The organism is Flavobacterium columnare NBRC 100251 = ATCC 23463 (assembly GCF_002530675.1).
GTDB classification, from domain to species: domain Bacteria; phylum Bacteroidota; class Bacteroidia; order Flavobacteriales; family Flavobacteriaceae; genus Flavobacterium; species Flavobacterium columnare.
Genome location: NZ_PCMX01000002.1, coordinates 41,612 through 67,144, shown reverse-complemented (window position 1 = coordinate 67,144; position 25,533 = coordinate 41,612). Strand labels below are relative to the sequence as shown.

The 25,533-nt window shown below is 31.2% G+C and carries 19 protein-coding genes and 2 pseudogenes; 13 read left to right on the top strand and 8 right to left on the bottom strand.

Translation table 11 applies throughout. From position 1 onward, the window contains the following. Positions 1-143: 143 nt before the first annotated feature. The 6 genes from B0A78_RS00385 to B0A78_RS00365 all read left to right on the top strand — a co-directional run bounded on the left by B0A78_RS00385 (position 144) and on the right by B0A78_RS00365 (position 6,036). Positions 144-1,130: a D-alanine--D-alanine ligase gene (locus B0A78_RS00385; RefSeq protein WP_014165477.1), complete on the top strand. Its 987-nt coding sequence runs from the start codon at positions 144-146 to the stop codon at positions 1,128-1,130. Then, positions 1,130-1,594, top strand: coding sequence for a pantetheine-phosphate adenylyltransferase (gene coaD, locus B0A78_RS00380; protein WP_014165476.1), 465 nt, complete (start codon positions 1,130-1,132; stop codon positions 1,592-1,594). The genes B0A78_RS00385 and coaD overlap by 1 nt, the downstream gene beginning before the upstream one ends. A 697-nt stretch (positions 1,595-2,291) precedes the next feature. Next, complete coding sequence (locus tag B0A78_RS14365) at positions 2,292-2,432, top strand: hypothetical protein (RefSeq protein ID WP_014165475.1); 141 nt, start codon at positions 2,292-2,294, stop codon at positions 2,430-2,432. A 588-nt stretch (positions 2,433-3,020) separates the two neighbouring features. Next, on the top strand, positions 3,021-4,103 hold the full coding sequence (locus B0A78_RS00375) for an efflux RND transporter periplasmic adaptor subunit (RefSeq protein ID WP_097609281.1): 1,083 nt from the start codon (positions 3,021-3,023) through the stop codon (positions 4,101-4,103). A 38-nt stretch (positions 4,104-4,141) separates the two neighbouring features. Beyond that, on the top strand, positions 4,142-5,359 hold the full coding sequence (locus tag B0A78_RS00370) for an ABC transporter permease (protein WP_225556141.1): 1,218 nt from the start codon (positions 4,142-4,144) through the stop codon (positions 5,357-5,359). Continuing rightward, complete coding sequence (locus B0A78_RS00365) at positions 5,359-6,036, top strand: ABC transporter ATP-binding protein (protein ID WP_014165472.1); 678 nt, start codon at positions 5,359-5,361, stop codon at positions 6,034-6,036. Before B0A78_RS00370 ends, B0A78_RS00365 begins: the two co-directional genes overlap by 1 nt. Here the strand turns inward: B0A78_RS00365 and B0A78_RS00360 are convergent. Further along, positions 6,026-6,394, bottom strand: coding sequence for a winged helix-turn-helix transcriptional regulator (locus B0A78_RS00360; protein WP_050855774.1), 369 nt, complete (start codon positions 6,392-6,394; stop codon positions 6,026-6,028). The genes B0A78_RS00365 and B0A78_RS00360 overlap by 11 nt on opposite strands. Positions 6,395-6,487: 93 nt before the next feature. Here B0A78_RS00360 and B0A78_RS00355 point away from each other — a divergent pair, with 93 nt between their 5' ends. Further along, positions 6,488-7,102: a nitroreductase family protein gene (locus B0A78_RS00355; protein WP_014165470.1), complete on the top strand. Its 615-nt coding sequence runs from the start codon at positions 6,488-6,490 to the stop codon at positions 7,100-7,102. A gap of 153 nt (positions 7,103-7,255) precedes the next feature. Here the strand turns inward: B0A78_RS00355 and B0A78_RS00350 are convergent, their stop codons facing one another. From B0A78_RS00350 to pyrE, 4 genes are all read right to left on the bottom strand, one after another. After that, complete coding sequence (locus B0A78_RS00350; RefSeq protein WP_065213445.1) at positions 7,256-7,825, bottom strand: pentapeptide repeat-containing protein; 570 nt, start codon at positions 7,823-7,825, stop codon at positions 7,256-7,258. Between the two features lie 262 nt (positions 7,826-8,087). Further along, positions 8,088-9,905, bottom strand: a complete 1,818-nt coding sequence (locus B0A78_RS00345; RefSeq protein WP_014165468.1) for a DEAD/DEAH box helicase — start codon at positions 9,903-9,905, stop codon at positions 8,088-8,090. A 180-nt stretch (positions 9,906-10,085) separates the two neighbouring features. Continuing rightward, positions 10,086-10,478, bottom strand: a complete 393-nt coding sequence (locus B0A78_RS00340) for a hypothetical protein (protein ID WP_014165467.1) — start codon at positions 10,476-10,478, stop codon at positions 10,086-10,088. Positions 10,479-10,496: 18 nt separating this feature from the next. After that, a complete protein-coding gene (gene pyrE / locus B0A78_RS00335) occupies positions 10,497-11,144 on the bottom strand; it encodes an orotate phosphoribosyltransferase (RefSeq protein WP_014165466.1) in 648 nt (215 codons plus the stop codon). Between the two features lie 7 nt (positions 11,145-11,151). Here pyrE and B0A78_RS00330 point away from each other — a divergent pair. From B0A78_RS00330 to B0A78_RS00305, 6 genes and pseudogenes are all read left to right on the top strand, one after another. Next, positions 11,152-11,758: pseudogene (locus tag B0A78_RS00330) on the top strand (NUDIX hydrolase). A gap of 502 nt (positions 11,759-12,260) precedes the next feature. After that, on the top strand, positions 12,261-13,940 hold the full coding sequence (gene asnB, locus B0A78_RS00325; protein WP_065213447.1) for an asparagine synthase B: 1,680 nt from the start codon (positions 12,261-12,263) through the stop codon (positions 13,938-13,940). Between the two features lie 502 nt (positions 13,941-14,442). Continuing rightward, positions 14,443-16,383 (top strand): DNA topoisomerase (ATP-hydrolyzing) subunit B, encoded by a 1,941-nt coding sequence (gene gyrB, locus B0A78_RS00320; protein WP_014165463.1) that lies wholly within the window; start codon positions 14,443-14,445, stop codon positions 16,381-16,383. 162 nt (positions 16,384-16,545) lie between these two features. Beyond that, entirely contained in the window at positions 16,546-17,478 is a 933-nt protein-coding gene (mdh, locus tag B0A78_RS00315; RefSeq protein ID WP_077225112.1) for a malate dehydrogenase, read from the top strand. Positions 17,479-17,668: 190 nt separating this feature from the next. After that, on the top strand, positions 17,669-20,635 hold the full coding sequence (gene secDF, locus B0A78_RS00310; RefSeq protein WP_014165461.1) for a protein translocase subunit SecDF: 2,967 nt from the start codon (positions 17,669-17,671) through the stop codon (positions 20,633-20,635). An 81-nt stretch (positions 20,636-20,716) separates the two neighbouring features. Continuing rightward, positions 20,717-21,052: a tRNA-binding protein gene (locus tag B0A78_RS00305; RefSeq protein ID WP_014165460.1), complete on the top strand. Its 336-nt coding sequence runs from the start codon at positions 20,717-20,719 to the stop codon at positions 21,050-21,052. A 693-nt stretch (positions 21,053-21,745) separates the two neighbouring features. On the opposite strand, the gene B0A78_RS00300 is transcribed toward B0A78_RS00305, so the two are convergent. The 3 genes and pseudogenes from B0A78_RS00300 to B0A78_RS00290 form a co-directional block, all read right to left on the bottom strand. Then, a complete protein-coding gene (locus tag B0A78_RS00300) occupies positions 21,746-23,584 on the bottom strand; it encodes a M56 family metallopeptidase (protein WP_165688623.1) in 1,839 nt (612 codons plus the stop codon). Positions 23,585-23,591: 7 nt separating this feature from the next. Further along, positions 23,592-23,952 (bottom strand): annotated as a pseudogene (locus tag B0A78_RS00295) (BlaI/MecI/CopY family transcriptional regulator). 124 nt (positions 23,953-24,076) lie between these two features. Beyond that, positions 24,077-25,291: an MDR family MFS transporter gene (locus B0A78_RS00290; RefSeq protein ID WP_065213449.1), complete on the bottom strand. Its 1,215-nt coding sequence runs from the start codon at positions 25,289-25,291 to the stop codon at positions 24,077-24,079. Positions 25,292-25,533: the final 242 nt, after the last annotated feature.

The following is a 25,533-nucleotide window of genomic DNA, read 5'->3' as shown; positions in this document are numbered from 1 at the left end:
AAAAAGCAATATATGCAAAGATATAAAAATAGTAAAGCGAATTCATTTGAAAAAAAATGATATTTTTGTTTGAAGAGATTTTAGATAAAAAATAAGTTTTTAAATCTTTCTTAAACGATTTTATAAAAAATAAATATACAAATATGAAAGTTGCTGTGGTAATGGGAGGCTATTCAGGCGAAAGTGTAATTTCGTTGCGTAGTGGTCAGTTGATATTAAATAATTTAGATCAGAGTAAATACCAAACTTTTGAAGTGCATATTCTTAAAGAAGGGTGGTATGTTTTGATAAATGATCAAAAGTATACGTTGGATAAATCAGATTTTTCATTTACATTGAATCAAGAAAAAATAACATTTGATGTAATCGTAAACACAATTCATGGTACTCCAGGTGAAGACGGTCATCTTCAAGCTTATTGGGAGTTACTAGAAATTCCTTATACAGGATGTAACTTTTATCAATCAGCATTAACATTTAATAAACGGGACACACTTTCTGTATTAGCTAAATTTAATATTCCTAAAGCGAAATCTATTTATCTAACAAAAGGAACGACAATAAATAAACAAGTAATTGCAGATGAGTTAGCACTGCCTTTTTTTGTTAAACCCAATCAATCAGGAAGTAGTTTAGGTGTTTCAAAAGTAACCGATTTAAGTCAGTTTGATAAGGCATTAGAATTTGCATTTGCAGAAGATAGTGATATATTAATAGAATCCTTTTTGCAAGGAATAGAAGTTTCAGTAGGAGTATTTCACTATAAAGGAGAAACCAAAGTTTTAGGAATAACAGAAATTGTTTCGCAAACGGATTTTTTTGATTACGAAGCGAAATACCTTGGTAAATCAGAAGAAATTACACCTGCAAGATTAACTGATGAGGTACGTATAAGAGTAGAACAAACGGCAAAAAAAGTATATGAAGCTTTAGGAATGAGTGGTTTTTCAAGAACGGACTTTATTATCATGAACGGGATACCTCATTTTATAGAAATGAATACAAATCCAGGTTTGTCTCCACAAAGTATTTTTCCACAACAAGCTCAGTACGCAAAGCTAGATTTTGGAGAAATGTTAGATAACGAAATTCAATTAGCATTTCAAAGAAAATTAATCTGGAAAAAATAATGAGAAAAGCGATTTTTCCTGGGTCTTTTGACCCAATAACATTAGGGCATATTGATATCATAGAAAGAAGCCTTCCTCTGTTTGATGAAATTGTAATAGCTATAGGTGTCAACGCTGATAAAAAGTATATGTTTTCATTACAAGAACGGATTCATTTTATTGAAGAAACATTTAAGTATGAAGACAAAATTACAGTTGTATCTTATGAAGGACTAACAATTGATTTATGCAAACGTTTAGAAGCCGATTTTATTCTAAGAGGACTCCGAAATCCAGCTGATTTTGAATTTGAAAAAGCCATTGCGCATACTAACAGATTATTATCAAAAATAGACACTGTATTTCTTTTAACAGCACCTGATACTTCATTTATTTCTTCCAGTATAGTACGTGATGTGGTACGTAATGGAGGCGATTATACAGGTCTGGTACCAGAAGCAGTAAGGGTCAATAAATCAAAATAAAAATGCTGAAATCTAGGGAAACGAATTTCTTTTTATTTTTCTAGATTTCAGTTTATCTACGGGCTCTGAAGAATAGTAGTTTTAAGCTTAGAACATAGAATTAGAATAAAAAACAATTATAGATCTATATTAAATGAATAGTATTTCTTTTTCGATTGTCCATAGATATTCATAAATGAAAAGGAAATTTTAAATTTCCTAAAAAAGTTAATATAAACACATTCCATTTCATAGCAAATTTTAGAGATCAAGAATCGTACAGACTGCCTTTCAAAAGATATTTTTGAATACAAAACAAATGAAGGTATGAATACAGAGGAAAAATTTTACTCAAAAGTACTATAATTAGATAAAGTTTAACCCAAATTACGCATTAGATTTCATAACGAAGTCTAATGCGTAATTTGGGTTTAAAATTATTATTTTTGACATGGTATAAAATCCTGTTTTTAATAAGTACTGTCCCAAAAGGTTTTGTATGTAAAAAAATCAAAAGCAATTTCAATAAAAAAGACAACCTCCTTAGAGGGTCTTTTACTAGACAGGCTTTATATGCTGGAGTACGGTATTTTGGAACTGCTACTTGCGTTGTTTAAAGCCAATATAAAGTAGTCTTCTTTTTTATAATGAGGTTTTCCGTAAAACAATTATAAGTTTTTTATTGTAATTTGTCTATCATTTTAAATTTACAAACTATATGGAAACAATTAAAGCAATTAAACCAGGTCCTAAACCGAACAAGGAAGACGGAACACCTGATGAAAGAAGACGTGTAACTCGAGAAAATCAACCAAAACACCCAAAATTAAAACCTCACGAACATAAGCCTAAGGATTAATTATTAATAATATTAAGTTTTTTTAAAAACACCTGAAAACCTAGTATTTGGCTAGTTTTTTTTATGTGTTGCCATCTGAAATTTAACTAGTTTTTTAGTACTTAGTGCATTGTCTTTGTAAAAAAGTTTTAAAAAACAGGTGTGCTTTTAGTATTAAGTTACTCGACTATAATAATTTGGGTTGCTTTTTTACACAGAATTTATAAAAGTAAAAAGAACCATTTATTCCTCTAAAGTAAAACGGATCTCTTTAATGTCACTCATAGGAATTACCCTGACATTTTTAAGGGAGTTACTATTATACACAAAAGCATAATCGTGATTTTGCCTATAAAGGAATCCTTATGGTTTTTATGATCTTGTTTTAATACAAATGAATTATCATTAAGAATAATGGTAAAATTAGACTTATTGGTCTTTGTTGCTATGGTATTAACTTGAGTCAGTTTTATGGTATAGAAAAGAAAGAAAAATACTATTGAATAATGCGCTATAGGTTGTTAAGAGTAAATAAAAAATACTAGTTTGAATGAATCAAAAACAGTAATAAAATTTGTAAATTTATTCATTCTAAATTAATTACCTCAAATGAAAAAAATATTACTGATTTCATTACTTTCTATTGTTTCTTGTTCCAAAAAAGCAGCTAAAGAAACACAACCTAAAAAAGGAACCGTTACGGAAAGTGTTTATGCTTCTGGAGTGGTAAAAGCAGACAAACAATATATAGTTTTTAGTACAGTAACAGGTGTTTTACAAAACATTAATGTAAAACCAGGGCAGCCTATAATAAAAGGACAATCATTGTTTCAAATAGAAAGTGAAAAAGCTAATTTGGCTACTGAAAATGCTCGTTTGTCGTATGAAATCACACAAGAAAACGGTAGATATATTCGAGATAAAATAGCAGAAGCAGAATTACGTATCCAGAGTGCTAAAGATAAATTAATTTTGGATGAATCACTTTATAAACGTAGTAAAAATGTTAAGGAATACAACGCTATTTCTGAAGTCGATTTCGAAAAAGTAGAATTAGCCTACAAGAACTCCAAATTAGTTCACGAAATGGCTATAAAACAATTGTCTCAATTAAAAACTCAGTTGCGTAATGAACAAGATCGTAGTAATGTAAATTTAAGAATAAACCAAAAAACACAAAGTGATTTTATTGTTAAAAGTGCTTTTTCAGGCGAACTTTATGATATCCTAGTAAAAGAAGGAACCGTTATAAATCAACAAACACCCTTAGCCATCATAGGTAAAAAAGATAATTATATATTAGAATTAGATATAGATGAAAATGATATGGTACGCGTGCAAGTTGGTCAAAAAATAGGCGTTACAATGGATAGTTATAAGGGGGAATTTTTTCAAGCTACCGTTGCTAAAATTTATCCTATTATGGATGTACGTTCACGTACATTTAAAATAGAAGCCCATTTTGTAAAACCACCACAAAAACTATATCCTAATCTGACTGCCGAGGCTAATATTATTATTCAAACCCGTAAAAATATACTCACTATACCAAGGAATTATTTAATAAAAGAACAATACGTTTTGGTAAATGAAAATGAAAAAAGAAAAATAAAAACAGGGCTAAAAGATTACCAAAAAGTAGAAGTAATTAGTGGATTAAAAGTAGATGAAACCATTTATATGCCTAAGTAATGAATTGTAAGCTGATTTTTTCTATAGCACTGCATTTAATGCGTTCTAGACTCAAGCAAACCATCATTGCAGGAGCAGGAGTCATGTTTGGAATAGCCATGTTTATTACTTTGGTCAGTTTTATGTATGGTATGAACGATTTGTTAGACGGTCTAATTATTAATCGTACACCACATGTTCGTTTGTATAACGAAATAAAACCTTCCCAAAATCAGCCTGTGACTATCTCGCAAGAATATAAAGAACATAGTAATTTCATTCATTCAATAAAACCTAAAGATAGAGGGAAATCTATTTACAATGCTAAATCAATTATTCAGAGTTTAAAGCAAGATACCCGCGTATATGATGTGGCAGCCAAGATCAATACACCTGTTTTTTTTAATTCTGGAACAATAGAAATTTCAGGAGTTGTAAACGGTATTGATGTTCTAGTAGAACAAAAGTTATTTGCTCTTAATGATTATATGATAGAAGGTAAAATAGAAGATTTGCAACAAAACAATAGCATTGTGATCGGCAAAGGATTGTCTGATAAAATGTTGTTAAAAAAAGGAGATATGATTAAAATTACTACACCCAAAGGGAATTTAACCTCTATGAAAATTGTAGGAATTATTCAAATAGGTATCGCAGAAATAGATGATATAACTAGTTATACCTCTTTGTCTATGGCTCAAAAAATTTTAGGCGTTCCCAAAAACTATATTACCGATATTCAAGTAAAAATTCATGACATTTTACAAGCCCCCATTTTAGCTAAGGAATATAAAATAAAATATGAAACAGATGCAATGGATTATCAAACTGCCAATTCGCAATTTGAAACAGGTACGACTATTAGGAGTATTATATCCTACGCAGTAGGTGTTGTCCTTTTAATTGTAGCTGGGTTTGGGATCTATAACATATTAAATATGATGATTTTTGAAAAAATGGATAGTATTGCAATTCTAAAAGCAACAGGTTTTTCAGGAAATGATGTAAAATGGATTTTTCTGTTATTGTCCATGGTTATTGGAATTACAGGAGGTATTTTAGGGTTGTTTTTAGGTTTTGTTTTTTCAAATATTATAGATCTAATTCCATTTAATACAGCCGCTCTACCTACAGTTAAAACGTTTCCAATGAATTACAATCCCCTTTTTTATGTCATAGGAATTACATTTGCCCTACTAACCACTTGTATAGCAGGTTTGTTTCCAGCACTGAAAGCCAGTAAAATTGACCCAGTAGAAATTATTAGAGGAAAATAATGAATAATATTGTTTTAGAAACTAAAAAACTAACAAAATACTTTAATGATCCAGTACGTATGCAGGTTCTTAAAGAAATTGATTTACAAATAGAATACGGTCAATTCGTTTCTATTGTGGGAAAGTCAGGTTGTGGAAAATCCACATTATTGTATTTACTATCAACTATGGATACTGAATATGAAGGGCAAATTTTAATGGATAATCAGTTAATTACAGGCAAGACAGATAAAGAATTAGCGCAAATTAGAAATGAAAAAATAGGATTTGTATTTCAGTTTCATTATCTGCTTAACGAATTTAGTGTGTTGCGAAATGTAATGCTTCCAGGACTAAAATTAGCTAAACTCTCAGAAGAGGAAATCGAATATAATGCAATGGAATACTTGCGCACATTAGAAATGCACGAACAAGCATTGAAGATGCCCAATCAATTAAGTGGTGGACAAAAACAACGAGTCGCAATTGCTAGAGCACTTATCAATAAACCTGTTATAATCATGGGTGATGAACCAACTGGTAACCTAGATAAAAAAAATAGCGATATCGTTTTTGATATTTTTAATCAATTAGCTAAAGAATTTAATCAAACCTTATTAATAGTAACACACGATCCTGATTTTGCTAATCGTACGCACCGTATTATAACTATGGAGGATGGTAGAGTTATGATTTAAGATCTGTTATACAAGACTCTATTTTTACATGTAAGTGCTCTTCAGCAATAAATTTGCCCCAATTTGAAATTTCATTCAATAAGGGAATTAAGGTTTTACCTAATTCTGTAAGTTCATATTCTACTTTTAACGGAGGTTTTTTAGTAAAAACAGTCCTAGATATCAAACCATCTTCTTCTAATTCTTTTAGTTGTAAACTAAGAGTTCTCTCTGTTACCATAGGTATTTGTTTTCTTAGTTCGTTATACCTTTTTTTATTAAAAAGATGAATTAAGATAACCGCTTTCCATTTACCTCCTATGAATTTCATAGTCAAACTCGTGCTACAAGGAAATTTTTTATGATCTATTTTATACATTTCACTATCCTTTTTGACCGTTATTGCAAATATAAAAAACTATAAATATGTTTGCAACTATAAAAAGTATAGTTTAATTTAAAATAAACAAACATGAGTTTTCTACAATTAGCAAAAGAGCGCTACACTACAAAAAAATACAATCCTAATGAAAAAATTTCATTAGAAATGATTGAAAAATTAAAATCAATATTAAACTTGTCACCATCTTCTATTAATAGTCAACCTTGGCATTTTACTTTTGTATCCAATACTGAGATAAAAAAACTTTTAGCAGAAGCATCCTATTTTAATGCCTCAAGAGTTTTAGAGTCAAGCCATACAATAGTGTTTAGCGTAATTGATGATATTCAAAAATTTGAAGAAAAATTTGAAAAAAAAATAGAAAATAAATTACCAGAAGGCGCGACAGGGTACTACAAACAATATTTAAAACCTCTTCCAGAAGAAGAAATAAAATCTTGGATGAAAAATCAAGTATACCTATCATTAGGGTATTTTTTATCAGCTTGTGCCAGTTTAGGAATTGATTCAACTCCTATGGAAGGAATAGAAACAGATGTTTATAGAAAAGTATTAGGATTAAAAGATTATCAGCCTTTATTTGCAGTTGCAATAGGAAAAAGAGATCAAAAAGATGGAAACCAACCTCATGTACGATCTAAATCACGCTTGCAGTTAGATGAAATTATAAGCGAGTTTAAATAAGTTTCATTTATTCGATACAAGATGAACTCCATTTTACCTCTTACTCTTTTTAGTTTATATTTTCTACAAACATCCGTTGGAGTAGGAGGTAATTGTTTTATTTGTGTTTTTTATTTCTCGTTCGGATTTTATTTCTCGTTCGGTAAAAAAAAGTTACTTAATTATAATCTCATAAGTATCTAATAATCCTTTGATGTTTTCTTGAGAGAAAATGGCTTTTTTTAATTTATTTTTCTCAGGGTTTATGGAGAAATTATAACTTGAATAAAAATCTGATTTTATAAGAATACTATCTGAGAAAACAGCCAAGCGTAAGTTGCAATTATCAAACAAAGCTTCTGTTAAATCACTTTCCATAAAATCTACGGAAACCATACTGCAATTAGTAAATTGAATTTTTTTTAGTTTTAGTTTATAAAATTGGGCATAATCTAAAAGACAATTGGTAAAATGAAACTCATAAATAACTTGATCCGTCATAGCAAAATTTACATTTGTAAAATCGCTGTCTATAAATAATACATTTCTTAAACCTACATGGCCAATTTTAGCCTCTTTAAAATTACAGTTTTTAAAAGTACAGTCAACAAACATAGTTCCAGTAAAAAAGGCTTGTGTGAAATTACAACCCGTGAAAGTACAGTTTTCAAATTCTTTGTTAGTTAATTCGTATTGGTTGTAAACAACTTGATTGAAGTTTTGATCGTATATAAAGTCGTGCATATTTTTTGTACAAAGTAAAGAAATCTGGTTTTATTTGAATAAAAAAGGTTGTTCAATTTTGAACAACCTTTTAGATAGTATAGCTTTAACCAGAATCACGCATTAGAAATTTATTATAGATAAAAAGGTTTCTAAAAAAGTACTTAACTATTGTTCCTCAATGTGGTAAAACTACATCTGTAGAAAAAAAACCGTGTATTTTTTTCTTTCCTTTTTATCTTTATAGCAAAGGCTAACGCATAATCTGAGTTTAATAAAATGATTAGCTTCTACGGTTTCTGCTGCCTGATGAAGAAGAATCGGAACGACGAGGACGTCTTTCATTTTTAGGGCTTCTATCGTCAGAAGAAGAGCTTCTTCTATCGGATGATTTTTTAGCGCCATCACGTCTTTCCCCTCTAGGAGCACCACCTTCACCGCGTCTTTCTCTACGTTCACCACCACCTCTAGAGTTATGGTCGCGACGTTTGTTGTTGGAAGAACCATCATTTTTAGATATTTCTACGTTTATACGTCTACCTTCTAAGGTAATACCGTTTAAAGTATTCATAACTAAATCTACGTGCTCTGCATCAGTGTTGAAGAAAGAAAAACCTTCTTTTACATCTACTTTAAAAACATCATCACGGCCTAGTTCTAATTTTTCTTTTAAGAAATCTTTTAATTCCATCCATTCAAAACCATCACGAGCTCCAATGTTAATGAAATAGCGAACAGCACCTTCTGTTGGAATAGTTGTTGTTTTACTACTAGAAGATTCTTGGTGTAAATCACGTGATTTTTTGTAGTAAGATAAGAAGCGATTGAATTCAACCGATACCATTTTCTTGATTAATTCTTCTTTTGTTAAATCTTGAAGAACATCATAAATAGCAGGTAGGTAATTATCAATTTCATGATCTATTTCTACGTCTTTTATTTTGTTTGCTAAGTGGTATAACTGAATTTCGCAGATTTCAATTCCACTAGGGATAGGTCTTTCCTCAAATTTAGTTTTAATGATTCGCTCAATCTGACTGATTTTGCGTAATTCACTTTTTGTAATAATAACCATAGATGTACCTGATTTTCCAGCACGACCCGTACGACCCGAACGGTGTGTGTAAGTTTCAATTTCATCAGGTAACTGATAGTTTATTACGTGTGTTACATCATCTACATCTATACCACGTGCTGCAACGTCAGTAGCCACTAACATTTGAATTTGGCGACCACGAAATGCTTTCATAACAGCATCACGTTGTGCTTGCGATAAATCACCATGTAAAGCTGCTGCGTTATAACCATCTTCGATTAATTTTTCGGCAATTGCCTGCGTATCTCTTTTGGTTCTACAAAAAATAACAGAGAAAATGTCAGGGTTAGTGTCTGCTAAACGTTTTAGAGCAGCGTAACGATCGCGTGCATTAACTAAATAAAACTCATGCGAAACGTTTGTTGAACCTTGATTTTTATGACCTACTGTAATTTCTTGAGGAGTATGCATGAATTGTTTAGCAATTCTTGCTACTTCAGTAGGCATAGTTGCCGAAAATAACCAAGTATTTTTATCCTTTGGAGTATCTGCTAAAATAGAACAGATATCATCATAGAACCCCATGTTAAGCATTTCATCTGCTTCGTCCAATACACAAATCGAAATGTTTTTTATGTTAACCATTCCGCGGTTAATCATATCTTGCATACGTCCTGGAGTGGCCACAATAACTTGCGCTCCTCTTTTTACGTCCCTTGCCTGCTCGTTAATACTTGCTCCACCATATACGGCTACCGTATTCAAACCTTTGATGTATTTAGAATAAAGTTTGATTTCATTCGTGATTTGCAAACATAATTCACGCGTAGGAGATAAGATTAATGCTTGAGTTATTTTATCTTCTACGTTAATTTTTTGAATAAGAGGGAAACCAAATGCAGCTGTTTTTCCAGTACCAGTTTGCGCCAATGCAACAATGTCGGTATCTTGCTCTAATAATAGAGGAATCGCTTTTTCTTGTACTTCGGAGGGATTTTCAAATCCTAGATCTTTAATCGCCAGCACTAGCGATTCATTAAGACCTAATTGTTCAAATTTATTCATTACTTACTTTTAAATTGGGCGCAAAGGTAGTGAAAAGTTATAAGTTAATGGTGTTAAATAGATTTTTTTTTGAAGATATTTAAAAAAACAAGAGTTTGGTTATTAAAATTTTAAATAAAATTCAAAAAAAAGACAACTGCTTAACAGTTGTCTTTGTATCATTCTTACTTCTGTAAAGAATTATAATTTACTCATATTTTGTGCTAATGTTTCAATGAATTTAGTAATAGGGGCTTTAATCATCATTGCCATCATAGCATTAAATTCGCCTTCAAATACTAATTGAATATCAGTAGATTCAGCAGCCGTTTCGTTTATATTAGCAGTTAATGTAAATGGTAATTTACTAGAAGCAGCTCCTAAAACAATTTTCGAAGTGGGTACAGCTTCTTTTTTTACTAATTTGATTTCAGGCATACCTTTTAAACCAAATTCAAAACAATTTTCATCAATTACTTCAAATTTAGCCGTGTTTTCAGGCATTAATTTTTCAAAATTTTTAACGATAGATAATTCGTTAAATATGTATTCCGCAGATTTTGCTACCGTTACTTTTGGGCTCTCTAAATTCATATCAATTTTTTAAATATATTATACTCCAATATTCCACTCTGCTGGGTTTTTTCTCCAGTCTGTAAGTAATTCATGTTCTCTTTCTGTAATGTATTCTTTTGTTACGGCTAGTTCTAAAAGATTTTCATAATTACTCAAGGTAAATAAATCTACATTGGCATTTTTAAAATTTTCTTCAGCAATAGGAAAACCATAAGTAAAAATAGCAGCCATTCCTTTAATATTAGCCCCTTCATTTCGTAAGGCTTCAACAGCTAACAAGCTACTGGTTCCTGTACTAATCAAATCCTCAACTACCACCACATTTTGACCTTTTTGTAAAAACCCTTCTACTTGGTTTTTACGACCGTGTTTTTTAGGTTCAGGACGTACATATACAAAAGGGAGTCCTAATTCTTGTGCCACTAATATACCTATACCAATAGCTCCTGTAGCTACTCCCGCAATCACATCAGGTTTACCAAATTGTTTTTCGATGTTTTTTGCAAATTCATCTTTTGCATAATTTCGTATTGCCGGAAACGAAAGTAATATCCTATTATCGCAGTAGATTGGCGATTTCCAACCAGAGGCCCATGTAAAAGGATTTTTAGAATTCAATTTAATTGCATTTATTTGTAAAAGCAATTCGGCAGTTTTACTCGCTGTATCTTTATTAAAAATCATACTGCAAATGTATAAAGTTTTTGTGAACGACAAACCACTTTTCCTGACAAATGAATTTGTTAAGGAAACCGATTTCAAGTTTTTTTTACTTGAAAGTATTGATATAGAACAGCTTATTGTAAGCTATTTTCAAAACAAAATTCAAAAGGCTTATTTGTATCATCCAGATGAAAAAGAAATCTTGAATACTCTAAAATCTAAAATAAAAGTAAACTTTGCCGGAGGCGGTTTAGTGTACAATAATAAAGGAGAGGTTCTTTTTATTTATCGTGGAGGAAAATGGGATTTACCTAAAGGAGGCATTGATAAAGGGGAAGAAATAGAAGAAACGGCTATTCGTGAAGTAGAGGAAGAAACAGGGGTTTCGAATCTTAAAATTACCAAAAAACTCCAAAAAACATACCATATCTTTAGAAGAAATGGCAAATACCGTTTGAAAATTACGCAATGGTATGAAATGAAAACAGATTATAATGGTTTGTTAGTAGGTCAATTAGAAGGAAGGTATTGAAAAAGTAGCTTGGCTTAATCCTGCTCAAATAGAGGAAGTATTAACTAATTCATACGAAAACATTAAACTTCTTTTTGAAAGAGAAAAAAAAATGCAAGAATAAAATAGACGATCACTTTTAAAAAGGTTTGCTAATTTTTTAGTAAACCTTTTTTTATTTAAAATTAATATAAAAATAACCCCAGCGGATCAGTTTTAACATCTCTTATAACGTGTGTTAATAGAAGTTGTAAACTACTATTTTTAATATTCAACTAGTTAATTTAGTTTAATGAACAAGTTGAATACTCAGTCTTATTTAGATCGTTTGTATTAGTCTTTTTTCTGTCGTTTATTAGGGCAAAGAAGCTGAGTCAATTTATAAATGATATAGAGTTTGATTTTTAAAACATTCCTTAAAAATATTAAATAAGTTACAGATTTTAATTTTTAATTATCTGTCAATGTGTTTTAGTTTGTTTTAGTTTGTTTTTTTTGTTTTTTTGTTTTAAATTTAAATCAAAATATTGTTTATAGTTTAAAATTAGAATTAAATATATCAATTTTGTTTCAGAAATAAATTATTAATAAAATCTGGATTCAGGTAATTAAAAACTAAAAATATTATGTGTGGAATTGTATGTGCCTTTGATTTAAAACAAAAAGCAGAAACCTTAAGGCCTCAAGTGTTAGAGATGGCAAAAATCATCCGTCATCGTGGCCCAGACTGGAGTGGGATTTTCTCGAATGATAAAGCTATTTTAGCACATGAGCGTTTAGCTATTGTAGATCCAGCTTCGGGAAAGCAACCTTTGTTTAGTTCTAATGGAAATTTTGTTTTAGCCGCAAATGGCGAAATATACAATCACCGCGAATTACGTAAACAATTTGAAGGCAAATACGATTTTCAAACTCAAAGCGACTGTGAAGTTATTTTGGCATTGTACCAAGAAAAAGGACCAACGTTTGTCGATGAAATGAACGGAATCTTCGGTTTTGCTTTATATGATGTAGAAAAAGATGAGTATTTTATTGCTCGCGATCATATTGGTATTATCCCATTGTACATAGGTTGGGATAAACACGGAACATTTTACGTGGCATCTGAATTAAAAGCCTTGGAAGGGTATTGCTCTAAAATTGAGTTGTTCCCTCCAGGACATTATTTGTATAGTAAAGATGGTCAATTGGTAAAATGGTATGATAGAGAATGGACTGAATACGATGCCGTGAAGGAGAGCGAAACTAGTATTCAAGCGATACGTGAAGCCTTAGAAGCTGCTGTGCATCGTCAGTTAATGAGTGATGTGCCTTATGGAGTGTTGCTGTCAGGAGGTTTAGATTCATCTATTACTTCTGCCATTGCTAAAAAGTATGCAAGTCGTCGTATTGAAACAGATGATAAATCAGAAGCTTGGTATCCGCAATTGCACTCGTTTGCTGTAGGTTTAGAAGGGTCGCCAGATTTGGCTGCGGCTCAAAAAGTAGCGGATCATTTAGGAACAATTCACCACGAAATTAAGTTTACTATTCAGGAAGGTTTGGATGCTATTCGTGATGTGATTTATAACTTAGAAACCTATGATGTTACTACGGTTCGTGCCAGTACGCCTATGTATTTAATGGCTCGTGTAATTAAATCTATGGGGATTAAGATGGTGCTTTCGGGTGAGGGTTCTGATGAGTTGTTTGGGGGCTATTTATATTTCCATAAAGCACCTAATGCCAAAGAATTTCACGAAGAAACGGTTCGTAAATTAAGTAAACTCCACATGTACGATTGTTTAAGAGCTAATAAAAGTTTAGCGGCTTGGGGGATCGAAGGACGTGTACCGTTCTTAGATAAGGAATTTATGGATGTAGCCATGCGAATCAACCCGCAAGATAAAATGATTAACGGAGAGCGCATGGAAAAATGGGTTTTACGTAAAGCTTTTGAAGATATGTTGCCAGAAAGTGTAGCATGGCGCCAAAAAGAACAATTTAGCGATGGAGTGGGGTACAGTTGGATTGATACCTTAAAAGTGATTGTTAATAAAGAGGTGACAGATGAGCAATTGGCAAATGCTAAATTCAGATTCCCAGTTCAAACGCCAATGAATAAAGAAGAATATTATTATCGTACTATTTTTAGCGAGCATTATCCAAGCGATACGGCTGCATTGTGTGTGCCGCAAGAAGCAAGTGTGGCTTGTAGTACAAAAATAGCTTTAGAATGGGATGAAGCTTTTAAAAAACTAAATGATCCTTCGGGTAGAGCTGTAGCTAACGTACATGATGATGCGTATGAAAAAGAATTAAAATAGTTTTGTGTTCTGATTTACTTTCTCATCAATTTAATGGGAAAGTTTAAACCTCAATAGCTTTTCTTTTGAGGTTTTTTAATTTGAACCCAGATTATACGTTAAACTTTGTGATAAAGATGAAAAGGGGAAAGAAGGTAAAGGGGACGAGAAATTTTTATCGCTGCTGTAGTTTTACTATATGGAGTACAAAAAACAACTACTTTGTTTAGATTAAAAAGCATTTTTATCTGTAATAAATTTCTAATGAATCTGGGATTAATGTAAAAATAAAGTTATAAGAGGGCTTTAAATGGATTTTTGTAAAAACTTAATTTTAACATTTCTTAAAAAAGAAAGAAAATGTAAATTAAGACTATTTTTGTTTGATTTAAGCAATGATCTTTTTATTAACTCTCTAATGTTAACAAACTAAAAGGGTTTTAAAGTATTTTATAATTTTAAAAAGTGGTATTTCACTATATTTGCATATTAGACAAAATAATGCAATTTCGAAAAAGATATTATGAGCGAAGAAGTTAAAAAGAATAATTATTCTGCTGACAGTATTCAGGCACTAGAAGGGATGGAGCATGTACGTATGCGTCCGTCCATGTATATCGGTGATACAGGTGTAAGAGGATTACATCATTTAGTATACGAGGTAGTAGATAACTCAATTGATGAGGCGTTAGGAGGACACTGTGATACTATTTTTGTTACTATAAATGAAGATAATTCCATAACTGTAGAAGATAATGGTCGTGGGATTCCTGTAGATATTCACAAAAAAGAAGGCGTTTCAGCACTGGAAGTTGTAATGACTAAAATTGGTGCTGGGGGTAAATTTGATAAAGATTCATATAAGGTTTCTGGTGGTCTTCACGGGGTAGGGGTTTCGTGTGTTAATGCTCTTTCGGATCATTTAAAAGCCACGGTTTATCGCGAAGGGAAGATTTATGAGCAGGAATATGAAAGAGGTAAAGCCCAATATCCTGTAAAACAAATAGGAACTACAGATAAAAGAGGAACTACTGTTTGGTTTAAGCCAGATGGTACGATTTTTCAACAAACCTTAGAATATTCTTATGACACACTTGCCGCTCGTATGCGTGAGTTGGCTTTCTTAAATAAAGGAATTACAATTACTCTTACAGATAAAAGAGGGCAAGATAAAGAAGGGAAATATTTAGGAGAAACATTTCATTCCAAAGAAGGTTTGAAGGAGTTTGTTAAATTTCTTGATGGGAATCGTGTGCCTATTATTGGTCACGTAATTTCAATGGAAAATGACAAAGGAGAAATTCCTGTTGAAGTAGCTTTAATTTATAATGATAGCTATTCAGAAAATATATTCTCTTACGTAAATAATATCAATACGCACGAAGGAGGAACACACTTGCAAGGTTTTCGTATGGGGTTAACTCGTACATTGAAAAAATATGCAGATGCTTCTGGATTATTAGATAAATTAAAATTTGAAATTTCAGGAGATGACTTCCGTGAAGGGTTAACGGCTATTATTTCAGTAAAAGTAGCCGAACCACAATTTGAAGGACAAACAAAAACAAAATTAGGGAATAGAGAAGTAGTTTCTCCTGTATCGCAAGCGGTAGCTGAAATGCTAGAAAATTACTTAGAAGAAAATCCTAATGATGCTAAAATTATCGTTCAAAAAGTAATTCTTGCCGCTCAAGCACGTCATGCAGCTAAAAAAGCACGTGAAATGGTACAGCGCAAAACCGTTATGGGCGGTGGTGGTTTGCCAGGAAAATTGTCAGATTGTTCAGAACAAGATCCTACAAAATGTGAAATATTCCTTGTCGAGGGGGATTCCGCAGGTGGAACAGCCAAACAAGGACGAGATCGTAATTTTCAAGCAATTCTGCCTTTAAGAGGAAAAATTTTGAATGTAGAAAAAGCAATGCATCATAAGGTGTTTGAAAATGAAGAAATACGTAATATCTTTACAGCCCTAGGAGTAACAGTAGGTACAGCAGATGATAGTAAAGCTTTAAATCTTGAAAAACTTCGTTATCATAAAGTGGTAATCATGTGTGATGCCGATATTGATGGGAGCCATATTTCTACTCTTATCTTAACATTCTTCTTCCGTTTTATGAAAGAATTAATAGAAGAAGGACACGTATATATAGCAACTCCACCTTTGTACCTAGTTAAAAAGGGAAATAAAAAAGAGTATGCTTGGGATGAAAAACAGCGTGATGCAATCAATGAAAAAATGGGAGGAGGAGCTAATATTCAACGTTATAAAGGTCTTGGAGAGATGAACGCAGAACAATTATGGGAAACCACTTTAAATCCAGGCTATAGAACACTACGTCAAGTAACTATTGATAGTTTAACAGAAGCAGATAGGGTATTCTCAATGTTAATGGGCGATGAGGTTCCTCCTCGTAGAGAATTTATCGAGAAAAATGCTATTTATGCTAATATTGATGCGTAGTATGTATAACATAAACAAAAAAGACTGGTCTAATGAACCAGTCTTTTTTGTTTATATAATTTTTTTTATTAGTAGATTGCTATTGTATTTTTTCGTATATTCGAAAGAAGATTCTTATTAAAGAGGTTTTAGAAATAAAAAGATTAAAAAAAATAAATTATTATGAAAGTATCAATTGTAGGAGCGGGTAATGTTGGAGCCACTTGCGCAGATGTTATGGCTTATAGAGGTATTGCTAGTGAAATAGTTCTATTGGATATTCGTGAAGGTTTTGCAGAAGGAAAAGCATTAGATATCTCGCAATGCGCCACGAATACAGGTTTTAATACTAAATTGATAGGGGTAACCAATGATTATTCTAAAACATCTAATAGTGATGTAGTGGTTATTACTTCGGGAATTCCTAGAAAACCAGGTATGACACGTGAAGAACTTATAGGTATTAATGCAGGGATTGTAAAGTCAGTAGCTGAAAATCTTTTAGCACATTCACCTAATGCAGTATTTATTATAGTGTCAAATCCTATGGATACAATGACTTATTTAACCTATAAGGCTTTAGGTATACCTAAAAACAGAGTGATAGGCATGGGAGGAGCTTTAGATAGTGCACGTTTTAAAACATATTTAGCCTTAGCTTTAGATAAGCCAACTAATGATATTGCCGCTATGGTTATTGGAGGACATGGTGATACAACTATGATTCCGCTGACGCGTTTGGCTTCTTATAATGGAATCCCAGTATCGCAGTTTTTGTCAGAAGAACAATTGAGTAAAATAGCTTCGGATACAATGGTAGGTGGAGCCACGTTAACGGCTTTGCTAGGTACTTCAGCTTGGTATGCACCTGGTGCTTCGGTGGCTTATTTGGTAGATTCTATTTTAAATGATCAAAAGAAGATGATTGCTTGTTCTGTGTATTTGGATGGAGAGTACGGTCAAAAGGATTTATGTATAGGGGTTCCTTGTATTGTTGGTAGGAATGGAGTGGAAGAGATAATAGATGTGAAGTTAAATGATCTAGAGAGGGAGTTATTTATCAAATCCTCAGCGGCAGTTCGTAATATGAATGATACCCTTTCAGAACTATTATGATAAAAACTTTAATTTATTAAAAAGACTGTAAAACGACAGTCTTTTTTTTTATATAATTTTTGGAAATTAATTGGTTTATCGTATTCAGAATTATATATTTGCAAGTTTTAGTAAATACTCCTATTGTATTTAGGAGTCTTTTATTAACCAAAAACTAACGTAGAACAAATTAATTAATTTTTTACAAAGAATGCAGAATAGAGGACTCATTAAGTTTTTTGCAATCATCTTTGCTTTAGTAAGTATTTACCAGCTTACTTTCACTTTTATAGCGAATAAAGTTAAAAGTGATGCAAAAGCATTTGCAAATGGAAATCAAGAAAAGGAGATTAAGTATCTTGATTCAATTGGTAAACAAAAAGTTTTTAGTTTAGGGTTTACTGATTTTACTTACAATGAAGTAGCTGATAAGCAAATTAACAAAGGTTTAGACTTAGAAGGAGGGATTAACGTTACCTTGCAAATCTCTGTGAAAGATGTATTAAAAGGTTTAGCTAATAATACATCAAATGCTTTATTCAATAAAGCTTTAGCAGATGCTAAGAAAAATCAACAAGGGAATCAATCTTTTCTAGATGCTTTTTTTGAAGCATTTGAAAAAGCTTCGGCTGGTTCAGGAATTAAATTAGCTTCTCCTGATGTTTTTGGAAATAGAAACTTAGCCGATGAGATTAACTTCAATATGTCAGATTCACAAGTAAAAGCTGTAATTGCTAAAAAAGTAGATGAGTCTGTGCAAAGCGCATTTGGAGTATTACGTGAACGTATTGATAAATTTGGTGTTACACAACCTAATATTGTTAAATTAGGAAATACAGGACGTATTTTAGTGGAATTGCCAGGAGCAAAGGATGTAGACCGTGCTAAAAAATTGTTATCTTCTACGGCTCAATTAGAGTTTTGGGAAACTTACAAAGTAGAGGAAGTAGCCTCTTACTTAATGACTGTAAATGAGGCTTTGAAGAAAACTGAAAAAGTTGAACCAGCTGTTAAAGAAACTAAATCATCTTCGAAACTAAATGATTTATTAGTTGATAAGTCAAAAGATTCAGCAAGTAATGCAAAAGGAAATAATCCATTGTTTGACAAATTAATGCCATTACAGCAAGGAGGTTCTATAATAGGCATGATTGCAACTAAAGATACAGCAACAGTTAATGCTTATTTAAAAAGAACGGATATAAAATCTTTATTACCTGCCAATTTAGCAGATGTTAAGTTTTTATACGGTAAAGTAAAAGACGAAGAAGCAGAAGCAGTTGAGGTATATGCTATTAAAGGAAATAGAACAAATGTGCCTCCTATGAGTGGAAGCGTTTTAATAGATGCTGCTGACACTTTTGATCAAATGGGAAAACCAGCCGTATCTATGCAAATGAACGGTAAAGGGGCTAAAATTTGGGAAGAATTAACAGGTAGAGTATTTTCTCAAAAGAACGCAATTGCTATCGTTTTAGATGATGTTGTATATTCTGCACCTGGTGTAACTTCAGGGCCCATTGCAGGAGGACGTTCTGAAATTTCAGGAACTTTTAAAATTGATGAAACAAAAGATTTAGCTAATGTTTTACGTGCTGGTAAATTACCTGCCGCTGCAGAAATTGTTCAGTCAGAAGTAGTAGGACCATCATTAGGACAAAAAGCTATTGATAATGGTACTATGTCTGCTATTGTGGGATTATTGGCTGTTATGTTGTGGATGTGGGTATATTATGGTAAATCAGGAACTTATGCAAATATAGCACTAGTAGTTAACTTATTGTTCTTGTTTGGTATTTTAGCCAGTTTAGGTGCTGTATTAACATTGCCAGGTATTGCAGGTATTGTACTAACATTGGGTACAGCTGTAGATGCCAATATCATTATTTATGAAAGAGCAAAAGAAGAATTACGACATGGTTTAAATTTAGGTGATGCAGTACAAAAATCATTCTCTTGGACGGGTGCTATGCGTTCTATCATTGATGCAAACGTAACACACGTTTTAACGGGTGCTATCTTATATACTTTTGGAACAGGACCTATTAAAGGTTTTGCTACCACGTTATTAATCGGTATCGTAACTTCATTATTTACGTCTATTTTTATTACAAGAATTTTCTTGGATAGAGCAGTGGCTAAAAATATTACTTTATCATTTACTACAGATTGGTCTAAAAATTGGTTTACAGGATATCATTTCGATTTCTTAAAAATTAAAAAATTTACCTATGGTTTCTCATTAGTGGTGACTATAATCAGTTTGGTTTCAATTTTCTTTGTAAATGGTTTAGATCAAGGGGTAGACTTTGTTGGAGGTAGAACTTTTCAAGTGAAATTTGAAAAACCAGTTGATGCAGCCGTAGTGTCGGAAGAATTAGGAAAAGTATTTGGTGTACCTGCCGAAGCTAAAGTATTTGGTGATTCAGATCAATTAAGGATTACAACTAAATATAAAATAGAAGAAGAAGGCGTAGCTGTAGACGAGGAAGTCAATAAATTATTATACCAAGGATTGTCTAAATATTTCCCTGGTATGGATTATAAAACATTTATTACCTTAACAGATGGTAAAAAACTAGCTGTATTATCAGGATCAAAAGTAGGTGCTGCTATTTCTAATGATATTAAAACAAACTCTTTTTGGGCTGTTATTGGAGCAATGTTAGTAGTAGGTTTATACTTAGTAATTTCATTCCGTAAATTAGGATATTCACTAGGAGCAGTAGCAGCAGTAGCACACGACGTAATTTTTGTATTAGGTATTTATTCTATATGTTATAAGTTTATGCCTTTCCACATGGAAATGGATCAACACTTTATTGCAGCTATCTTAACAGTTATTGGGTACTCAATGAATGATACAGTTATTGTATTTGACCGTATTCGCGAGTTCTTAGCAGGGAACTTAAAAGGAAACTTTAATCATATTGTAAATGAATCTATTAATACTACTTTATCAAGAACAATCAATACATCATTGACTATGATTTTAGTATTAGCTATTATGTTCGTATTTGGTGGTGAGTCTATCAGAGGATTTATCTTTGCTATGTTGATAGGTATTATTGTAGGTACTTATTCTTCATTATTCATTGCAACACCTGTGCTAGTAGATACTTTGTCTAAAAAAGATAAAGAAGAAATAGAAAAAAGACACGCAGAAATGAATGCTTAATTTAAGTGTTTTTTAATAAATTAGAAGCCCCGATATTTCGGGGCTTTTTTTATACATCAAATACTAATTAAAATATTTAATATGGAAATTTCTTGGTCTGATTTTGAAAAGGTAGAAATGCGGATAGGAACGATAATTGCTGTGGATGATTTTCCTGAAGCACATAAGCCAGCGTATCAATTATTAATTGATTTTGGAAGTGAATTGGGGATTAAAAAATCTTCTGCTCAAATAACAAAGCGTTATTCAAAAAATGAATTAATTGATAAGCAGGTTATAGCCGTTGTAAATTTTCCCAAAAAACAAATAGGCAAATTTATGAGCGAGTGTTTGGTGTTAGGTTCTGTGGGGGAAAATAATGATATTGTATTGTTATCTTCTGATCAAAAGGTAAGCAATGGTTTGCGTATTGGTTGAAACGGTTAAAGGATTAGAAGGGGTGAAATAACCTGATTTTTATAAATACAAGATTAAGGATTGTTTATCCATTTATTTTTTGTTCGATACCTTTTAATATAGTATATTCTGTAATGGCATTTGTAAGGGTACTTCTATTATTAAGAGATTAGTAACCAGAGGTTTGCTAATTCTCCCAGTTTTTTAATCAAATTTCTTTGTTAGAATCTGAAACTGATTTATTCCTAATGGTAAATAATTCTCCACAATTCTTACACTTAAATTGTTGTTTGTTTTGTTGAATCCCCATTTTATAGTTTCTAGACTTTTACAAGTTGGACATTGCTTTTTTTGAGTTTTTCATAAATAAAAAGAGTTTATTGAAATTTCTTTCAATAAACTCTTCGAAACTTCATGTTTTACAATGTCTAATAGTTCTTTTACTAACTTTTTTGACTATTAAACATCGTTTGTGAAATTAACTAATCTCAGACATAATCTATATTTTTTCCTAAATCAAATCGTAGATTTACATATTTATCTCCTGAATAAAAAACACTAGATAAAAAAGAGGGCTAAAAAATAGATGTTTAACCTCTAATTCGTTACTTGAACCAAAAGGAGAAAGGCGTATTATAGTACTATGTTTTCTCCTGTAGTCGAAATAATAAGATTGCAATCTATTAGGATACTTTCTTTAGTGGTGTAATAAAATTATACCTTCTTTGTTTTATTTTGTTTACTTTTTACTTTTAGCATTTCTTCTTTGGCCTTGATCATTTCTTCACGAGCTTTAATCATTTCTTCACGAGCTTTGATGATTTCTTCTTTAGCTTTTTTCATTTCAGATTCGCCTTCTTTTTCGTTCCAAAGAAAATCAAAATTAAAATCTTCTGGTTTTATTTTTTCCATTTCAATTTTCATTTGATTTGTTTCGGGTTGTATAGTGTTCATTTTTTCACGTAACTTTTTAATATGTTTTTGTGAGTTAGATAACGCCTCTTTTGTTATTTTTTCTATTTCATTGGAATCGAATTTAAAAAGATCTTTGTTGTTAAATTTTAAAACCATAGGACCTTCTTCTTGTATATTGAATTCAAAATTCCCATTGAAATCTTTCAACATTTTTTTATACTCCTCAGAATCAGTTTCTATTTGTTCACCATCTATAATGACTTGAGGTTTTCCATCGTTTTTCTTTTTAATCACTATGCTTTTGCTATAATTTTTTACTACCGGTTTCTCCTCTTTTTTTTCTAAATTGTTTTGATTTTCTGGTGTAGGTAGTTCTATTTGATTTGAATCAGGTACTCCATCGTTTTCTTTCTCTAAGAAAGAGAACCCAAAATCAGTATCTTCGTTATTAGACTTGTAAAAATTTTTATTCAGATTTATTTCGCTTGCTTTTCCAAAGCCTATTCTGTCTTTAATTTTGTGAAAATAAATAGGTTTAATAGGGTCATCTCCTTGAATGTGTGTCATTCCTTTTTTGCCATTAGTATCTTTATATTCTATTTTAATAGCTGTTATTTCTCCTTTTGAATTACGTTTAATTTTAGAATATTTTAGAATAACACCAAACTTGTCTTTAGCAATTTTAGTGTCTTCTTTTATTTCTTGATCCGTCGAACTTTTATCAGTAGTAATATATAAACCACTTGAGTTAGGCTGAACAATGTTTTTTTCTTGAGCTATTGTTTTTACTTGAAAAAAGAATATAAAAGCCATTACGACAGGAATAATTAATGCGTATTTCCAAGAATTCTTTTTTTCTGATTGTGATTGGTTTAACATAATGATTCGATTTTTAATTAATGATGAGTTAAAATAGTTTGAAATTGAAAAATAATTTCGTTGTGTAATTACTTTTAATAATGCTTTTTGATATTGGGTTTTATCTTTTAAAAAAGAACTGGCTTTTTGATCGGCTATATACTCTAAGTTTTGAACAATTGCTTTTTTGTAGAACCAAATAAATGGGTTAAACCAAAAAAGAATACAAAATATAGAAGTAAATAGTATATCTATTGTGTGTTTTTCTTTACTATGAACCCTCTCATGTACTAACACATATTGTAATTCCTCTACAGTATAAAAATCAGAATTATAGACTATATAATTAAAAAATGAAAAGGGAGCAATATCTTTATTTGAATCCACCAATTTGAAAGAGCCTTTTTTAATAACTTCTTCTTGGTTAAGAAGTTTATACAACGAAAAGAAACTAATAATGAATTTAATAAAGAATACTAAAGAGATACTCAAATAAATACTTGTTATTATAATATTCCAGTTGATAAATGGCATGGATTCAGTGTGACTAATTGGAGTGTGATGTATACTTTGTAGGAAAGTAGATTTTGGTGTTGTTTGAGGTTTGATTGCGATGTATTTATGAACGAAAAATAGGGGTAAAATAACAGAAGTTATCAATCCAGATAGTAAAAACCAGCGATTACTGCGAAAAAAAGTTTCTTTGCTTACAAGAAAATAATAAGCAATATAAAAAATTGCTATTACTATGTTGACTTTAGCTACATATAGAATTAGCATTCCCATATCATTTTTTATTTTCTATTAATTCTAAAATTTCTCTAAGTTCAGCAGCTGAAATTTTTTTTTTCTTCCGCAAAAAAAGAAACTAAATTTTTGTATGAATTGTTAAAATAGGTTTCAATAGTTGTGTTAAAAAACTTTTTTCTATATTCTTTTATGGGGACAATGGGGTAGTATTGATGTGTGTTGCCAAAAATAGTATGTCCAACATAACCTTTATCTTCTAAATTTCTAATAATTGTAGAAAGGGTATTGTAATGTGGCGTTTCGTTTTTTATTTCAGCCATTACGTCTTTTACAAAAGCATTTTCAAGCTTCCATAAAATTTGCATAATTTCCTCTTCTTTGTTTGTTAACTTTTGCATAGTTAAATACTTTCTTCTTTTTTAGTAAGTAGAACAAAACTAAAACGATGTTTTTAGTTGAACAACTATTTTTGTAGTTGTTTAACTAAAAATTAAGTTATTTTTAAGAAAAGAGGCAAATGCTTTAATTCTCTTTTTGAGTAAGATTATAAGTAATTATGCCTAATAAAACAGCAATAATTCCTAAAAAAGCCATGATTAACCAATTTGTCGTATATCCAAAATAATCCACGATAGACAGGCCAATTTTTGCGCTTATTATATTAGCAGCACTAAAACTCATACTAAAAATAGCCATATATCTTCCTTCATGACCTTTAGGAGCTCTGCTCATGGCAAAAGAATTTGAAAAAGGAAAAGCAAGCATTTCGCCTAAAGACATTAGAATCATCATAATTACGAGTATACTACTCCAAGAAGAAAAAATCAGTATAAACATACTTAAAGACATCATAAGAGCACCTGTAGTGATAATCTTTATTTTATTAATTTGTTTTCTTTCAACATAACTTACAATGGGCATTTCTAAAAAAAAGATAAATAAACCATTGAGCATCAGAAGTAATCCCGATTGGAGTTCTGTTAAATTAAATTGAATTTTGTGATAAAGGGGTAAAGTAGTGAAAAGTTGAAAAAACAAAATGGCTATCAGCATACAACAAGATAAGAAAATCCAAAAAAGGGTATCACTAAATACAGTAATCTTGTTATTAAATAGACTTACATTTTTTTTAGAGTTATGTTTGTTGGTTTTTATCTTTATAAAATATCTAAAAAGGCTAATGGCTAATATACAAGTTATACCATCCACCCAAAAAAGGCCTTTATAACCTATTCCGATAATGATCAATCCAGCCATGGCGGGACCTAATGCAAACCCTAAATTAATCGCTAGACGAACTAATGTTAAAGCCCTTGTTCTATTTTCTTTAGTAGCAAAAGTATTTAAGGATACAAACATGGCAGGTCTATACATATCAGCTATCACCATAATAAGAAAGATTCCTACACATAAACCTATAAATGAAGTGATAAATTGTAAAATAATAAATCCAATACCACTGGTTAGAAGACTAAAAAGCATGACTCTATAAAAACCTATTTTGTCCGAAAGTTTGCCGCCCAACCACGAACCGATCATAGAACCAATACCAAAACTTACTAAGACCCAACTCACTTCTTTGTAACTAAAATGCAGATCTTCCTTTAAATATTTAGATAAAAAAGGAAGTACCATAGTACCCGCGCGATTAATAAAAGTGGTTAGGGTTAGTATCCAAATTTCTCTTGAAAATCCTTTGAAGTTGTTAATATAACGAATAATTCCAGCTTTGAGCATAATGATGTAATAGCTCTCAAAAATACTAAATATCAAAAGAAAATATGTGTAATTTATAGATATTTACTTAATTTTAGCAAATGAAAAAATAGAATCTATTTATAGTCTTTTATTTTTTTTAAAATATTTTGAACAAAAGGAGGCTCTTCAAGAAACAGTTTATCAATTTCAAAATCGTTTAAATAAAGAGTTTTTAGATAGATTAAACACCTTTAGAAAAAACAGATCTTGCTAAATTTAAA

Excerpts from the sequence above, each read along its gene's own strand:
- asnB (WP_065213447.1), top strand. The coding sequence starts at position 12,261 with ATGTGTGGAATTGTATGTGCCTTTGATTTAAAACAAAAAGCAGAAACC.
- B0A78_RS00340 (WP_014165467.1), bottom strand. The coding sequence starts at position 10,478 with ATGAATTTAGAGAGCCCAAAAGTAACGGTAGCAAAATCTGCGGAATAC.
- pyrE (WP_014165466.1), bottom strand. The coding sequence starts at position 11,144 with ATGATTTTTAATAAAGATACAGCGAGTAAAACTGCCGAATTGCTTTTA.
- B0A78_RS00305 (WP_014165460.1), top strand. The coding sequence starts at position 20,717 with ATGGAAATTTCTTGGTCTGATTTTGAAAAGGTAGAAATGCGGATAGGA.
- B0A78_RS00345 (WP_014165468.1), bottom strand. The coding sequence starts at position 9,905 with ATGAATAAATTTGAACAATTAGGTCTTAATGAATCGCTAGTGCTGGCG.
- B0A78_RS00375 (WP_097609281.1), top strand. The coding sequence starts at position 3,021 with ATGAAAAAAATATTACTGATTTCATTACTTTCTATTGTTTCTTGTTCC.
- B0A78_RS00350 (WP_065213445.1), bottom strand. The coding sequence starts at position 7,825 with ATGCACGACTTTATATACGATCAAAACTTCAATCAAGTTGTTTACAAC.
- B0A78_RS14365 (WP_014165475.1), top strand. The coding sequence starts at position 2,292 with ATGGAAACAATTAAAGCAATTAAACCAGGTCCTAAACCGAACAAGGAA.
- B0A78_RS00385 (WP_014165477.1), top strand. The coding sequence starts at position 144 with ATGAAAGTTGCTGTGGTAATGGGAGGCTATTCAGGCGAAAGTGTAATT.
- gyrB (WP_014165463.1), top strand. The coding sequence starts at position 14,443 with ATGAGCGAAGAAGTTAAAAAGAATAATTATTCTGCTGACAGTATTCAG.
- B0A78_RS00290 (WP_065213449.1), bottom strand. The coding sequence starts at position 25,291 with ATGCTCAAAGCTGGAATTATTCGTTATATTAACAACTTCAAAGGATTT.
- mdh (WP_077225112.1), top strand. The coding sequence starts at position 16,546 with ATGAAAGTATCAATTGTAGGAGCGGGTAATGTTGGAGCCACTTGCGCA.
- B0A78_RS00360 (WP_050855774.1), bottom strand. The coding sequence starts at position 6,394 with ATGTATAAAATAGATCATAAAAAATTTCCTTGTAGCACGAGTTTGACT.
- B0A78_RS00300 (WP_165688623.1), bottom strand. The coding sequence starts at position 23,584 with ATGCTAATTCTATATGTAGCTAAAGTCAACATAGTAATAGCAATTTTT.
- secDF (WP_014165461.1), top strand. The coding sequence starts at position 17,669 with ATGCAGAATAGAGGACTCATTAAGTTTTTTGCAATCATCTTTGCTTTA.
- coaD (WP_014165476.1), top strand. The coding sequence starts at position 1,130 with ATGAGAAAAGCGATTTTTCCTGGGTCTTTTGACCCAATAACATTAGGG.
- B0A78_RS00370 (WP_225556141.1), top strand. The coding sequence starts at position 4,142 with ATGCGTTCTAGACTCAAGCAAACCATCATTGCAGGAGCAGGAGTCATG.
- B0A78_RS00365 (WP_014165472.1), top strand. The coding sequence starts at position 5,359 with ATGAATAATATTGTTTTAGAAACTAAAAAACTAACAAAATACTTTAAT.
- B0A78_RS00355 (WP_014165470.1), top strand. The coding sequence starts at position 6,488 with ATGAGTTTTCTACAATTAGCAAAAGAGCGCTACACTACAAAAAAATAC.